The following is a 13,829-nucleotide window of genomic DNA, read 5'->3' as shown; positions in this document are numbered from 1 at the left end:
GCGTCCCACACGGCCCCGGGCCCCGTTCGGCGACCGCGGGACGTTCAGCCGGCCGCGGGCACGGGGCGGGCGGCGGCCCAGGCCTCCAGCAGATCAGCGGCTCGGACGGCACCGCCCGCCGTGCGCACGCCCTGCCGCATCCGGGCGCGGGCGGCCGGCCCCTCGGGGTCGGTGAGCAGCGTGGCCACCGACTCCGCGAGGACCTGGGCGGTCAGTCCGGCCCTGGGCAGGCTGCGGCCCACTCCGCACTGCTCCAACCGCCCGGCACTGAGAGCGAGTTCGTGGGCGCGGGGCACTGCCACCACGGGAGTGCCGTAGAACAGTGCCTCCATGAGGCTGCCCATCCCGGCGTGGCAGACGAACACGTCGGCATGCGGCAGCACGGCGGGATGCGGCAGCCAGGGGTGTGTCTCGACGTGGGCGGGCAGCGGTCCGAGGAGCGAGGGGTCGCTACCACGGCCGAGTGTCATCACCACGTGCCAGTCGGCGGGGTCGAACGCCTCCGCGCACAGCCGGAAGAAGCCGCCGCGGTCCCCGGACTCCGTGCCCAGCGAGACGAGGGCGGTGCGGCGTCCGTCGGCGGGCGGGGACCACAGGTCCTGGGCGGGTTCGGTGAAGGTGGGGCCGACGAAGGCGAACCGTTCGTCGAAGCTGTCGCCCTCGATCTGGAAGGCGCGTGGCAGGAACACCAGGTTGCGCTCGTCCCACTCGGCGCCGTAGCGGCCCATCTCATCCAGGCCGATGCCGTGCTTGCCCATGAACTCGATGATCACCTCGGCACCTCGGGCCATCAGTGGATGCCCGGGGTCCCACATCTGGGCGCGCAGCGAGAACGTCTCGTTGGCCGCGTGGCTCGGGCAGACCTGCACCGGTACGGCGCCGAGGACGCGGGCGGCGGCCCGGCCGGCGGCGACCGTCTCGAAGTCGTAGAGCACGACGTCCGGCAGATCGGCGGCCAGAGCGTCCTGGGCGAGGGGGAACACGGTGCGGATGGTGTCGAGGAGGAGGTTGTAGCCGTCGCGGGCGAGCCGGTCGGGGCTCGGGTCGGCGGCGCGGTAGAAGTCGCCGCGCGCGGAGGCGTAGGTGACGGCGCGGGCGCCGCTCTCCTCGACCACCGCGGCGAAGGTCTCGTCGACGACGTAGGTGACGCGGTGGCCCCGGGCGAGGAGTTCGCGGGTCACGCCCAGGGTGGGAGCGATGTGGCCGAAGTCCCCGAACAGCAGCATGGCGTAGTGCTGGGCGGGCTCGGGTGTACTGGACGGCATCGGCTCTCCTGGAGGTCGGGTGGGCGGGCGCCGCCCGCGGCTGCGGGAGTTCCCGGCGCGGCGCTGGTCAGCAGGCGGCCTCGCGGAGCGCCGCGTAGTGCGTCAGACAGTCCTCGTAGTCGGCCAGGAGTCCGGTGTCCCTGGCCTGGGCGACGGTGATCGCCGACGAGTCCTTCACCGACATCAGGGGCATCTCCGTCAGGCGCCAGGGCAGGGCGAGCTCGGGGTCGAGGGGGTCGATGTCCACCTGGGTGCCGGGCACGAACTCGGTGGAGCACAGATACGACACGCAGGTGTCGTCGGTGAGGGCGAGGAAGCCGTGCACCAGGCCCTCGGCGACGAAGAGCGCTTCGCCCGACTCCGCGGACATCCAGTTCGCCTCGTGCACGCCCCAGGTCGGGGATCCGACCCTCAGGTCCACGACGATGTCGAGGACGGCGCCGCGCACCACGCACACCACTTTGGCCTAGCCCGGCGGCAGGAGCATGCCGTGCAGCCCGCGCAGGGTGCGCAGGGTGCGGCGGCGCGAGACCGAGTAGTTCACCTGCGCCACCGGCACGGGGCGGCCGATCTGCTCGGCCAGCCGGTCGTGCCGGAACGACTCGTAGAAGCTGCCGCGTTCATCCAGGAACTGATGCGGCGTGATGTGGTAGGCGTCCGGCACAGCCATCTCTCGAACCTTCATGATGATCACATCGTAGAACGTCGTGATCGAGAACCGGTCGAGTTCCGGCGGTGGGCGGATGGAGTCGACGGAGCCTGGAGGAGTCCTCGATCCACGGCTGCTTCAGTGGGCGTGTGAGGTCCGTGTGCCCGCGTCGCATGGCCTGAGAGGCCGACCCTCGTGCGGGCGAAGAGGCCGACAGACGTGCGGGCAGCGGGCCCGGAAGGAGCGGTGGCATGGCGGAGATCGGTGCGCTGGAACGGCCGGACGGCCCGGACACGGGGACCGGCCGGGTGGTACTCCTCGGAGCGACCGGATTCGTGGGCCGCCAGGTGGGGGCCGCGCTGGAGCGTGCCGGGCACGAGATTCTCGCCGTGTCCCGTCATCCGCGAAAGACACCCGCGTCCTGGGCCTTGCACCCCATGGACCTGGTCGCCGACGGGCCGGGGGCCCTGACCGAACTGATCGACGCGGAACGGCCGGTGGCCGTCGTCAACGCCGCCGGCGACGTCTGGTCCCCCACCGCCGACGGGATGCGCCGCAACAACCGGCTGCTGGTGGACAGGCTGCTCTCGGCTCTCGCCGTCGCCGAGCCCCGGCCGCGGTTGGTGCAGCTGGGTTCCGTGCACGAGTACACGCCGCAGCCCAACGGGGTGTGGCTCAACGAGTCCTCGCCGGAGGAACCGACGACGGACTACGGACGCACGAAGCTGCAGGGCAGCCGCGCGGTACTGCGGGCCGTCGAGCAGGGCACCGTGGACGCGGTGGTACTGCGGTTGTCGAACGTGATCGGCGCGGGTACCCCGCGCGGCAGCCTCCTCGGACAGGTGGCCGCCCAGCTGCTCGACGACGCCGCGGACGGACGGCCCGCGCAGGTGCGGGTGTCACCGCTGCGCAGCGTCCGCGACTTCGTGGACGCCCAGGATGTCTCGCGGGCCGTCGTGGCCGCGCTGTGCGTCCCCGGCGCCGGCGGGCACGTGCTGAACATCGCGAGCGGGGCCTCGCAGCACGTCCGGGACATGGTGGACCTGCTGATCACGCTCAGCGGGCGGCCGGCCCGGCTGGTGGAGGGTTCCGTCACGGGGCCGCGTCCGCTGACGGACACGGACTGGATGGCCGTGGACGTGTCGGCCGCACGCACGGTGCTCGGCTGGGAGCCGAGGTGCACGCCCCGCGACATGGTGGCGGACCTGTGGCGGGCAGCCGTGGAGCACCACGGCGGATCCGCCGTCGACCGACGGCGGACCTGAGCGGAACCGGCTGCCCCGGCGGGCGGTATCAGCCCGGCAGGAGGTCCAGGTCGGCCGTGCTGACACGATCGGTCAGCACGTGCTGGCGCAGGTTCTGGAGACCGGGCGAGGGATCGAGGCCCAGTTCGTCCCGGAGCATCGCGCGCAGCCGCTGGTACACGTCCAGCGCCTCGCTGCGCCTGCCACACCGTTCCAGGGCGATGATGAGGCTGCCCTGGAACCACTCGTGCAGCGGGTGGGCCCAGGCGAGTTCCTTGAGCTCACCGACGAGCTCACGGTGCCGGCCGAGGCGCAGGCCGACCGCGACGCGCAACTCCTCGGCCTGAAGGTGGAGTTCTTCGAGGCGCAGGACGTGTCCGTGCAGCGCCGGGCCCTGTGGGACGTCCGCGAAGGGCGGTCCGTCCCACAGCAGCAGGGCCCGCTCGACCAGCGCGGCGGCGCCCGGTGGGTCGTCGTCGGCGAGTGCGGCCCGGGCCCGGCCGGTGAGGAGCGCGAACTCCTCCGCGTCGCACTCCCCGGGCCCGACCTGCAGCAGGTAGCCGTGGGCGTGGGTGACCAGTGGCCCCTCCTCGCCCGAGCCGGGTCCGTCGCCGCCGTGCAGCGCCTTGCGCAGCTGGTAGGCGTAGGTCTGCACGGTCGCGGTGGCGCTGCGGGGCGGGCGGCCCGGCCAGAGTTCGGCCGTGAGGGCGTCGAGCGGTACGACGGTGTTGCGTCGAGCGAGCAGCAGGGCCAGCACCTGGCGCACCTTCGGCGCCGACGGGGTGACGTCGTGGCCGTCGGCCGATGCCCGCACGGAGCCGAGGGTGCGCCATGTCAGCACGGGGCGGTCCCGTTCCGCGGATCGGGACGGGCGGCGTCTGCCGGAACCTGCGGGTTGTCCCGGTACCAGGCGACGGTCTCGGCGAGGCCCTCGGTGAAGTCCTTCTGCGGTTTGTACCCGAATTCGACGTGGGCCTTGCGCCAGTCCACGGAGTAACGGCGGTCGTGGCCCTTGCGGTCGATGACGTACTCCACCCTGTCCCAGCCGACGTCGCAGGCCTCGAGGAGGAGTTCGGTGAGGCTGCGGTTGTCGAGTTCGGTGCCGCCGCCGATGTTGTAGATCTCGCCGGCCCTGCCGCCCGTGCGGACCAGTTCGACGGCGCGGACGTGGTCGTCGATGTGAAGCCAGTCGCGCACGTTCAGGCCGTCGCCGTAGAGGGGAACCCGGTCACCGGCGAGGAGCCTGGTGACGAACAACGGGATGATCTTCTCCGGGAACTGGTGGTGCCCGTAGTTGTTGGAGCAACGGGTGACGCGTACGTCCAGGCCGTGCGAGCGGTGGTAGGACAGGGCGACCAGGTCACTGGCTGCCTTGGACGCGGCGTACGGGGAGTTGGGGTGCAGGGGCTGTTCCTCGGAGCAGGAGCCCTCGGGGATGGAGCCGTAGACCTCGTCGGTGGAGATGTGCACGAACCGGTCGGTGCCGTGGCGCAGGGCCGCGTCCAGCAGGGTCTGGGTGCCGAGCACGTTGGTGCGCACGAACTCGGTGGCGCTGGCCAGGGAGCGGTCCACGTGGGACTCGGCGGCGAAGTGCACCACCTGGTCGTGCTCGGCCATCAGGCTGTCGACGAGAGCGCTGTCGCAGATGTCGCCGACGACGAGCCGGTAGCGGTCGCTGTCCGCGACGGGGTCGAGGTTGGCGAGACTGGCGGCGTAGGTGAAGGAGTCGAGGACGGTGACGGTGACGTCGTCGGGGCCGAGGGGTCCGAGCAGGGTCCGGACGTAGTGGGATCCGATGAAGCCGGCACCGCCGGTCACCAGAATGCGCGTCTGACTCATCTGGGTGCGGCGCGTCTCAGGGCGTGCCGAGGGGTGCGCCGTCCTCCTTCCTCAGGGTGGGCGAATGGGGGTCGGGCCGGCACCGGGGGATTCAGCCGGCTGCGGTGAGGCGTTCCAGTTCCCGGACGAGGTCGTGTGGCGTGGGCATGGCGGCCGACTCGTCGCGCAGACGGCGTGCCTCGGCGGCGTAGGAGGGGTCCTCCAGGAGGCGCCGGGTGAGGTCCGCGACCCGGTCGGCGTCGGCGTCGGTGTGGTGCACGTGGAGTCCGGCCCCGCTGTCCTGCAGTGTCCGGCCGCGTAGTTCCTGGTCGGCCACCAGGGTGGACAGGGCGAGCTGCGGCACGGCGTTGACCAGGGCGGTGGAGAAGGTGCCCCAGCCCCCGTGGTGGACGACGGCGGTGCAGCTGGGGAGCAGGGTGCTGAGGGCGAGGCCGCCGACGGCCCGGACGTTGGGGGGCAGGTCACCGAGTTTCTCGGCCTGTTCGGGCATGAGGGCGGCGACGATGTCGGCGTCGAGCCGGGACAGGGCTCGCAGGATGTCGGCCACGGCCACGTAGTCGCCGCCGTAGGCCTCAGTGTTGGTACGGCCCAGAGTGACGCACACCCGGGGCCGCTTGGGCTTCTCGCGCAGCCAGGGCCACTGCACGGACGCGCCGTTGTAGGGCACGTACCGCATGGAGAGCCGGCGCAGGTCGGAGGGAGGGCGCAGGCTCGGGGGCAGCGTGTCGATGGTGAACTGTCCGTTGAGGAGTTCCTCGTCGCAGCGCACGCCGTAGGCGCTTCCGCGTTCGTCGATCCAGTCGGTGAGCGGATCGGCGCGCTGGTCCTCGGGCATGTCCTCGGCGAGTTCGACGAACGTGGCGCGGGCCTGGCCGTAGACGTCGGCGCACCACAGCAGACGGGCGTGGGCGGCGCCGCAGGCGCGGGCGGCGATACCGCCCGCGTAGGCGATGGGGTCGCGGACGACGAGGTCGGGCCGCCAGTCACGGGCGAGGCCGACGAGGTCGTCGAGGATCGGGTCGTTGTAGCGGGCGAACCCGTACGGGACGCTGATCCTGTAGCGGGCGAGCAGGCTCGCGTGGTCGACGTCGCCGTAGCCGAGACGGCTCCAGTTGGCGACGTCCGCGTCCTGCGAGTCGCGTGCGACGGCCATGTCGCGGTGCAGGTAGTGGTCGCTGCCGACCGGGGCGGCCACCAGTCCGGCGCCGGTGATGGCGTCGGTCAGGGACGGCGCGTTGGCCATCAGCACCTCGTGCCCGGCGGCCGTCAGAGCCCAGGCGAGCGGAACCATGGTGAGGACGTGCGACTTCTCCGGCAGGCCGGCGAACAGGACGCGCATCGGTTGATCTCCTCCTCAGGGGGCGGCCCGGGACGGCGCTCAGGCCGGGGGCCTACGGTCCTCGCCCACGGAAAGGGCACTCATCGGGCAGCACTCGACGGCCTCCCGGGCGGCGTCGAGCCCAGCGTCGTCCGGGCGCTCGACCAGCAACAGCACCAGTCCGTCGTCGCGCTGGTCGAAGACCTCGGGGGCGATGAGGGTGCACTGACCGGCGCCGATGCACCTGTCGTGGTCGATCGCGATGTCCATGGGAGGCCTCCTGCGTGCGTGCCGGTCCGGTGGGATGCCGGGGCGAGCCCATCTTGCGGTGCGGGAGCGGGGGTTCGGCCGCCGGGAGACCGCTGTCTGGGATTTCCTCTAGAGATTCGGCACCGGCGCGGCGGCCCGGCGATCGACCGCGGCGGCCGGTACTCGGTGAATCCCTAGATTGCACGGCCTTCCCTGGTCCGCCACGGGGCCGCCGTGCTGGAGTGATCGGCGGACGGAAGGCGACGGCGCCGCCGCAGTGGCACGGCGCCGTCCGGAACCGTCGTACGACATCTGCGAAAGGGGAATCCGGGTGGCGCAGCAAGGCACCTCGGACGTGCTCGACCCGACACCCGAGGCCGGTTCCTGGACCGAGCGTGAGCCGGCCGTGGCGCCGGACGGTGGCGCCACGCTGCTGGCGTGGGCGGCGCGGATGCGCGAGGAGCAGCCGGCGTGGCGGGACGGCGCCGGCAGGGTTCATGTCTTCCGGCACGCGGACGTGCAGCGGATCCTCGCCGATCCGGCGACGTTCTCCTCGGACACGGTGGGCCGGCTGTCGGGCGGCGAGAAGCAGGCCCCGCGCGGCACGCTGCTGCTGCTCGATCCGCCCCTGCACGGCAAGATGCGCCGTCTGGTGAGCCGGGCGTTCACCCCGGGGCTGATCTCCGGTCTCGAACCGTGGATCACCGATCTGACCGGCGAACTGCTGGACGCCGCTCCCGAGGGCGCCTTCGACCTGGTGGACACGCTCGCCAACCCGTTGCCGGTGACGGTCATCGCACGCATGCTGGGGGTGCCGGTCGAGGACCGGGACCGCTTCCAGGGCTGGGCGGACCAGCTGCTGTCCACCGATCCGGAAGACCCGGAGAGTGTGCGCCGGATGGAGGAGACCGCGGTCACCATCTCCGCCTACCTCCAGGGCTTCATCGAGGCCCTGCGCAAGGAGCCGGACGGGAACCTGCTGAGCACCCTGGTCGGCGCCGAGGTCGACGGTGAGCGGCTCGACGACGAGGACATCGCGAGCTTCGCGACCCTGCTGCTGCTGGCCGGGCACATCACCACGTCGGTGCTCCTGGGCAACGCGCTGATCTGTCTGGACCGGGATCCGGATCTGTTCGCGCGGGTGCGGGCGGACCGCTCGCTGGTGCCCGCGGTGATCGAGGAGGCGCTGCGCCTGCGCCCGCCGTTCACCCGGATCGAACGGGTCACCACGGCCGAGACGAACATCGCCGGTCTGGACGTCGGCACGGACTCTCTGCTGTACCTGTGGCTGCTCTCGGCCAACCGCGACGAGCAGGTCTTCGAACAGGCGGACGAGTTCCGCACTCACCGCGCCAACGCCCGCCAGGCCGCGTTCGGGCACGGCATCCACTACTGCATCGGGGCCCCGCTGGCCCGGCTGGAGGGCCGGATCGCGCTGGAGGCCCTGCTGGACCGGTACGCCCGCATCACCGTGGACCCCGAAGCGCGGCTCGCCTGGCACGGCACCAACGTCTTCGGCGCACGGCATCTGCCGCTGCTCGTAGAACGCACCTGAGGCGTCCGCGTCCGTCGTCCCTTCCCGACTCGTCTCTCGCTTCGCGCCGCCCTATGGAGTGACCTCATGAAGACCAGGCCCGAGCCTCCCGTGATTCCCTCGGAGCGGGGGAAGTGCCCGTTCGACCCGCCCGCCGAGTACGCCCGGTTGCGCGCCGAGCAGCCGGTCAGTCCCGTCACGTTCCAGGTGGCACCGAAGGACACCTCCGGCTGGCTGGTGACGCGGCACGACCTGGTCCGGCAGATCCTCGCCGACGACCGGTTCAGCCACCGCAACGAACTGCTCGCGCACGTGGTCGCGCCGCCGTTCCCGATGACCGAGTACGCGCCGCAGCCCTCGCTCCCCGGGTCGTTCGCGAAGATGGACGCCCCGGAACACACCAGGTACCGGCGGCTGCTGGCGGGTCACTTCACGCTGCGGCGCATCCAGCAGTACGAGCCCCACCTGAAGCGCATCGTCGACGAGACGCTGGAGGAGATGGCGGCCGCGGGCTCACCCGCCGATCTGCTGACCGACTTCGCGGAGAAGGCCAGCCTGCGCTCGGTGTGCTCGCTGATGGGCGTCTCCCCGGAGCTGATGGACGGCATCCAGGAGCACCTCTCGGCACTGATGACGCTCACCTACACGCTGGAGGAGTTCATCCATCACCTGGAGTCGATGGACGGGCTCATCCGGCCGATGGTGAGGGAGCGGATGGCCGAACGGGGCGAGGACTTCTTCGGGCGGCTGGCGGCGACCGGCGAGCTGACCGAGGACGAACTGGTCAACCTGGGGGTTCTCACCCTGGGCGGCTCGCTCGACACCACACCGAACATGCTCTCCCTGAGCACGTTCGCTCTGCTGGAGCACCCGGACCAGCTGGCGCTGCTGCGCGAGCGGCCGGAGCTGTACGAGACGGGTGCGGTGGACGAGCTGCTGCGCTATCTGACGATCTCCCATATGGGGTCGAGCCGGTGTGCGCTGGAGGACGTGGAGATCGGCGGCACCACGATCAAGGCGGGCCAGACCGTGGTGCTGTCCCTGCCCGCCGCCAACCGTGACCCGGAGGTCTTCAGCTCCCCGGATCAGTTGGACGTCACCCGTGTCCCCCGCAAGCACCTGGCGCTGGGCTTCGGCGCCCACCAGTGCCTGGGCCAGCATCTGGCCCGGACCAGTCTGCGCATCGGGCTGCGCGGCCTCTTCGAGCGGTTCCCGACGCTGCGGCTGGCGACGCCGGCCCAGGAGGTGCCGCTGCGCGACCGCGCCGTGCACTACGGCGTCGACAGGCTGCCGGTGGCCTGGGACTGAGGCGGCCGAGAAGAGATCACCGCGTCACACACGGAGCGGAGGTCCTCACATCGGTGCGGCCTTGCGCGGCTGCCCACCGCGGCACGAGCGACAGGGCCGCTCATGGAGGCTGCACGGAGGAATTATAAAGAGTTCAAGTACCTCCCATTTATCGGAACTAGTGTCTCGTGATCCTGTTCATGTCAGTTCGAGTTGTTATTGACGAGTTTCTTCACGTTGGTCGCGACGAGTTCGACCTTCGCGAGGACCTCGCCGGCGGTCGCGGTCCATGTGAACGGTTTCGCGCTCTCGTTCCAGGAGTTGATGTAGTCGCGGATCTGCTTGATCAGGACGTTGACGCTGGAGAAGGTGCCTCGGCGGATGGACTGCCGGGTCAGGATTCCGAACCAGATCTCGATCTGATTGAGCCACGAGGACCCGACGGGAGTGAAATGGAAGTGGACGTGCGGGTTCTTGGCCAGCCACTCCTTGACTTCCGGGGTGGTGTGCGTCGAGAGGTTGTCCAGGACGACATGGATGTCCTTCTCGGCGTGCGGTCTGACGGCCTTCTTCAAGAAGGCCAGGAAGTCCTTGCCGTTCCGGGTCGGCCCGCACTCGCCGATCACTTCGCCGGTGGTCACGTTCAGGGCGGCGAACAGGTTCGTGGTGCCGTGACGGACGTAGTCGGCGGTGCGCTTCTCGCTCGCCGCGAAGGCGACCGGCAGCACCGGCTGGGTCCGGTCCAGCGCCTGGATCTGCGTCTTCTCGTCGATCGAGAGGACCACCGCGCCACCAGGTGGGGCAAGATAGAGGCCGATCACGTCGGCGACCCTCTCCGCGAACGCGGGGTCCTTCGAGATCTTGAAGGTGCCGTTCCGGTGCGGCTTGAGATGCTCCTCGCGCCAGATCCGCGCGATGTAGTGCCAGGACACGCAGATGCCCTCGGTCCGCTTCAGATATTGCCAACTCGCGTGTGGACCAGTGCGAAAGCCCCGTGCCATCCGGCGGCGTCATGCGGGTCAACGCGATCACACGGGCCCGCACCCGCGCCGGCACCTGTTCCCGGGCCCCGCCGGGCCGGTCGCCTTCCAGCCCGGCCAGTCCGACTTCGGCATAACGCCGCTTCCAGCGGTCCACCGTCGGCAGCGATACGCCAAGCGGCTCGGCAATGTCCTTGCGTCGACGGCCTTCGCCCGACCACAGCACGATCCGGCCCCGCGTCGCCATGTCGGCGGGTACATCCCGACTGTTCACCAACTCCCGCAACTCTGCGGCCTGTTCCACGGAGAGCTCCACACCGAGAGACCCTGCCACACAAGATCACGTAACGCCGACGGAATCACGAGACTCTAGGAGATCTGCTAGGCCCGTATAGGCAAAGATGACCTTGGCCGGACAGTATTTGGCCGGACAGTATTTGGCCGGACACCACCCGTGGTCCCCATGGACGGTGTCCGAGGTTTGGGCGCAGATGTCCCGGTGGCGTCGGCGGCACCCCGGGAGAGAGGGACACGCTTGATGACCACTGCGTGCGCGAGCGGTTCTCCGGAGGCACGGCCGCACGGATCCCGCCCGAAGCCGGTGGAGCGCGAGCGCGAGCTCACTGTCCTCGGTGAGCTCGCCCGGCGAACCGCGGCGGGCGCCCCCGCCCTGGTGATCCTCGAAGGCCCGGACGGCATCGGCAAGACGACTCTGCTGTGCGGGCTGGCAGCGCAGGCCCGCTCCCTGGATCTGCGCGTCGTGCGGACCCGGGCGGGGCGGGAGGGGCATCGCCTGCCCCTGAGCACCGCGCTCGCCCTGCTCGCCGAGCTGCATGACGGCGGACCCGCCGGGTTGCCCGTGGCTCCTCGGCCCGGCATACCCAGTGGCTGGGACATCGAGACCGGCTCGCCCTCGCTGGCGTGGTACGACCTGGATACGGGCAACCCGTCCTTCAGCGTCCTGACCGAACTGCACGGGTGTGTCCGGTCCGCGGCCTCTCGCGGACCGTTGCTGATCGTCGTCGACGACGCGGACGACGCCGACCACGCGTCGCTGCGGTTCCTCGCGCACACCGCCCGTCGGCTGGCCGGACTGCCGGTGTTCCTGGTGCTCGCCCGGCGCGGCGGAACCGACGTCCCGGCACTCGACGAGGTGGCCGCGTCCCCGCTGTGCCAGGTCCTGCGGCTCCGCCCGCTCACCCGCGACGGTGTCGGTCTGCTCACCCGGCAGCTCATCGGGGCGGAGACGTGCCTCGCGTTCCAGGACGCGTGTCTGGCCGCCACGAACGGAAACCCGCTGACGGTGACGCAGTTCCTCATGGAGCTGCGGAACGAGGAACTCCCGCTCACCGCCGACTATTTCACGCCGGTGGATGAGCAGGACGTTCCCGCCGTGCGGCTGCGGGTGACCAGGCTGCTGCACCGGCAGCCGGAGGCGACCGTCCAGGGAGCGCGGGCACTGGCCGTGCTCGGCGACGGCGCCTCCCTGGAGACATGCGCACGGCTGGCCCATCTGGACAACTCCGTCTTCGACCGCTCACTGCTCGTCCTGATCTCCCTCGGGCTGATCACCGCGGCCGACAGCACGAACTGGTACTTCGCTCACGCCCTCATACGCAACGCGGTGCTCGCCGACATGTCGGACGAGGAACGCGCCGCCGCGCACGGCCGGGCCGCCCGGCTGCTGCACGACGGCGGGGAGAGCGCCGCGGACGTCGCCGAGCATCTGCGCCGGGCGCCGACGACAGCGGCCGAGCCGTGGGCGCGGGTCGTGCTGCGGGAGGCGGCCCGGGAGGCGATGCTCCACCTCTCGCCGGAGCGAGCGGTGGAGCTGCTGCGGGCGTGCGTGCCGGAGGGCACCGAGAGCGACTGCGACCCGGGCCTGCTGACCGAACTGGGCCTGGCGGAGACGTGGGTGGACCCGGAGGCAAGCATCCGCCACCTGACGTCGGCGCTGGAGTCGGCCCCCTACTCCGATCTGCGGCTGCGGACGCTCGGCGCGCTCACGGGGACGCTGACCCGGCAGGGACAGGTGGCCCGCGCGCTGGAGCTGCTCGCCCAGTACCGTTCCGACGCGGCGGCGTCCCTTTCCGCCTCCAGTGCCCCTCATCTGCTGGAGGCCCAGGTGCTGCTGGCGGCCACCGCCAACCGGGCCTCCATCGCCGAGCTGCTCGGCACCGCGTCCTTCGACCTCTCGCTGCCCGGCGAAACGCCCGACGAGCGCGCCCTCCTCGTGGCCCGCGCCCTCCTCTCGGTGACACGTGCGAACCGTGTCGCGGACTCGCTCGCCGCGGCCCGCACGGTGTGCCGCCACGGCACACCGGCCACGGACGCCCCCGACCACCTCGCCTGCGCCGCCGCCGTGCTCCTCTACGCGGATCGGCCGCATGAGGCCGAACTCGTCTGCCGGCAACTGATCGAGGCCACCGACGCGCCGCTCGACCGTACCTGTCCCGATCTGCTCACGCTCAGCGCGGAAGCCCACCTGCGGCTCGGCTCTCTCGACGCGGCACTGCGCACCACCGCCAGCGCCCTCGGGAACTCCACGGTCGAGCTCGGCAGCCCACAACGGGCGCTGTCGCTGGCCGTCCGGTTCCACACCCTTGTCGACGTCGGAGATCCGGCGGAGTTCACCTCTCTGGAGGCGGAGTTGCACGACCCGCTTCCGGACTCCTGGCAGTGGAACGAACTCCTCTGCGCCCGGGGCCGACTGCACCTGGTGCGCCAGGAACCGAAGCAGGCCCTGGAGGATCTCCTGGAGTGCGGACGCAGGCAGACGGCGTGGCAGCGCACCAACCCGTCCGTCTCGTCGTGGTGGTACTGGGCGGGGCACGCTCATCTGGCCCTGGGCGACAGTCACGCGGCCCTCTCACTGGCCGAGGAGGCCGTCGCCACGGCCCGGTCCGCGGACCTGCCGTGCGTCCTCGGGGCGGGGCTCGGTCTGTGGGCAGCGGCCGTGTCCGAGGACGAGCGGCCGCCCCTGCTGGAGGAAGCGGAGCAGGTACTCGTGGGCACCCGGGCGGCACTGCTGCGGGCGCGGGTACGGGTCGCCCGGGGAGTGGCACTCCACCGGCTCGGATACCGGAAGGCCGCCCGCGAGGTAGCGCGCCAGGGCTGGGAGGAGTCGTACGCCATCGGCGCCCGATCCCTGCACGCCGACGCCCACCGCGCTCTGCTCGCCACCGGCGCCCGGCCGCGCCAGCCGGTTTCCCGGGGGCTGGACACGCTGACACAGAGCGAGTCACAGGTGGCCCGCCTCGCGGCGGACGGCAGGTCCAACGCGTGGATCGCGGAGAGACTGTTCGTGACGCAGCGGACGGTCGAGGCCCATCTCACCTCGGCGTACCGCAAGCTGGGTCTGTCGGGGAGGCGGGAACTGCGCACCGCCCTGGAGATGTCGGAAATGGACGGGGCCGCCGTCCACGAGCGGTAGCACCATCCAGGCCGAGGCACCTGACGGTCAT

At 71.2% G+C, this 13,829-nt stretch carries 10 protein-coding genes and 2 pseudogenes; 4 read left to right on the top strand and 8 right to left on the bottom strand.

Translation table 11 applies throughout. The annotated features are described in order from the left end of the window. Window positions 1-44: 44 nt before the first annotated feature. Together HUV60_RS29700 and HUV60_RS29695 are read right to left on the bottom strand one after the other, a co-directional pair. Entirely contained in the window at window positions 45-1,265 is a 1,221-nt protein-coding gene (locus HUV60_RS29700; RefSeq protein WP_257851368.1) for a macrolide family glycosyltransferase, read from the bottom strand. Window positions 1,266-1,332: 67 nt separating this feature from the next. Next, window positions 1,333-1,935, bottom strand: a pseudogene (locus HUV60_RS29695) (dTDP-4-dehydrorhamnose 3,5-epimerase family protein). Window positions 1,936-2,165: 230 nt separating this feature from the next. Between HUV60_RS29695 and HUV60_RS29690 the strand changes: the two are divergent. After that, window positions 2,166-3,179: an NAD-dependent epimerase/dehydratase family protein gene (locus HUV60_RS29690; RefSeq protein ID WP_257851369.1), complete on the top strand. Its 1,014-nt coding sequence runs from the start codon at window positions 2,166-2,168 to the stop codon at window positions 3,177-3,179. 28 nt (window positions 3,180-3,207) lie between these two features. Here the strand turns inward: HUV60_RS29690 and HUV60_RS29685 are convergent, their stop codons facing one another. The 4 genes from HUV60_RS29685 to HUV60_RS29670 form a co-directional block, all read right to left on the bottom strand. Further along, window positions 3,208-3,999: an AfsR/SARP family transcriptional regulator gene (locus tag HUV60_RS29685; RefSeq protein ID WP_257851370.1), complete on the bottom strand. Its 792-nt coding sequence runs from the start codon at window positions 3,997-3,999 to the stop codon at window positions 3,208-3,210. Next, a complete protein-coding gene (gene rfbB / locus HUV60_RS29680) occupies window positions 3,993-4,997 on the bottom strand; it encodes a dTDP-glucose 4,6-dehydratase (protein ID WP_257851371.1) in 1,005 nt (334 codons plus the stop codon). Before rfbB ends, HUV60_RS29685 begins: the two co-directional genes overlap by 7 nt. A 91-nt stretch (window positions 4,998-5,088) precedes the next feature. Next, window positions 5,089-6,336: an activator-dependent family glycosyltransferase gene (locus tag HUV60_RS29675; protein WP_257851372.1), complete on the bottom strand. Its 1,248-nt coding sequence runs from the start codon at window positions 6,334-6,336 to the stop codon at window positions 5,089-5,091. Window positions 6,337-6,375: 39 nt separating this feature from the next. Beyond that, on the bottom strand, window positions 6,376-6,585 hold the full coding sequence (locus HUV60_RS29670; protein ID WP_257851374.1) for a ferredoxin: 210 nt from the start codon (window positions 6,583-6,585) through the stop codon (window positions 6,376-6,378). Between the two features lie 310 nt (window positions 6,586-6,895). On the opposite strand from HUV60_RS29670, the gene HUV60_RS29665 reads away from it, so the two are divergent. Further along, on the top strand, window positions 6,896-8,119 hold the full coding sequence (locus HUV60_RS29665) for a cytochrome P450 (RefSeq protein ID WP_257851379.1): 1,224 nt from the start codon (window positions 6,896-6,898) through the stop codon (window positions 8,117-8,119). A 66-nt stretch (window positions 8,120-8,185) separates the two neighbouring features. Continuing rightward, a complete protein-coding gene (locus HUV60_RS29660; RefSeq protein WP_257851380.1) occupies window positions 8,186-9,406 on the top strand; it encodes a cytochrome P450 in 1,221 nt (406 codons plus the stop codon). 182 nt (window positions 9,407-9,588) lie between these two features. On the opposite strand, the gene HUV60_RS29655 is transcribed toward HUV60_RS29660, so the two are convergent. Together HUV60_RS29655 and HUV60_RS34120 are read right to left on the bottom strand one after the other, a co-directional pair. Further along, window positions 9,589-10,386, bottom strand: a complete 798-nt coding sequence (locus HUV60_RS29655) for an IS630 family transposase (protein ID WP_443047449.1) — start codon at window positions 10,384-10,386, stop codon at window positions 9,589-9,591. Beyond that, window positions 10,358-10,612: pseudogene (locus HUV60_RS34120) on the bottom strand (helix-turn-helix domain-containing protein); the annotation flags it as partial. The gene HUV60_RS29655 and the pseudogene HUV60_RS34120, both read right to left, overlap by 29 nt. Before the next feature lie 291 nt (window positions 10,613-10,903). Here HUV60_RS34120 and HUV60_RS29650 point away from each other — a divergent pair. After that, window positions 10,904-13,798 (top strand): LuxR family transcriptional regulator, encoded by a 2,895-nt coding sequence (locus tag HUV60_RS29650; protein WP_257851383.1) that lies wholly within the window; start codon window positions 10,904-10,906, stop codon window positions 13,796-13,798. Window positions 13,799-13,829 lie beyond the last annotated feature (31 nt).

The sequence above is a fragment of the Streptomyces sp. KMM 9044 genome (assembly GCF_024701375.2).
Taxonomy (GTDB): Bacteria; Actinomycetota; Actinomycetes; order Streptomycetales; family Streptomycetaceae; genus Streptomyces.
Note: the sequence above shows the minus strand (reverse complement) of the source record. Positions and strands in the feature narration are given on the sequence as shown.

What these genes read in the sequence shown, in the direction of transcription:
- HUV60_RS29660 (WP_257851380.1), top strand. Translation starts at nt 8,186, where the DNA reads ATGAAGACCAGGCCCGAGCCTCCCGTGATTCCCTCGGAGCGGGGGAAG.
- HUV60_RS29675 (WP_257851372.1), bottom strand. Translation starts at nt 6,336, where the DNA reads ATGCGCGTCCTGTTCGCCGGCCTGCCGGAGAAGTCGCACGTCCTCACC.
- HUV60_RS29690 (WP_257851369.1), top strand. Translation starts at nt 2,166, where the DNA reads ATGGCGGAGATCGGTGCGCTGGAACGGCCGGACGGCCCGGACACGGGG.
- HUV60_RS29650 (WP_257851383.1), top strand. Translation starts at nt 10,904, where the DNA reads ATGACCACTGCGTGCGCGAGCGGTTCTCCGGAGGCACGGCCGCACGGA.
- HUV60_RS29670 (WP_257851374.1), bottom strand. Translation starts at nt 6,585, where the DNA reads ATGGACATCGCGATCGACCACGACAGGTGCATCGGCGCCGGTCAGTGC.
- HUV60_RS29655 (WP_443047449.1), bottom strand. Translation starts at nt 10,386, where the DNA reads ATGGCACGGGGCTTTCGCACTGGTCCACACGCGAGTTGGCAATATCTG.
- rfbB (WP_257851371.1), bottom strand. Translation starts at nt 4,997, where the DNA reads ATGAGTCAGACGCGCATTCTGGTGACCGGCGGTGCCGGCTTCATCGGA.
- HUV60_RS29700 (WP_257851368.1), bottom strand. Translation starts at nt 1,265, where the DNA reads ATGCCGTCCAGTACACCCGAGCCCGCCCAGCACTACGCCATGCTGCTG.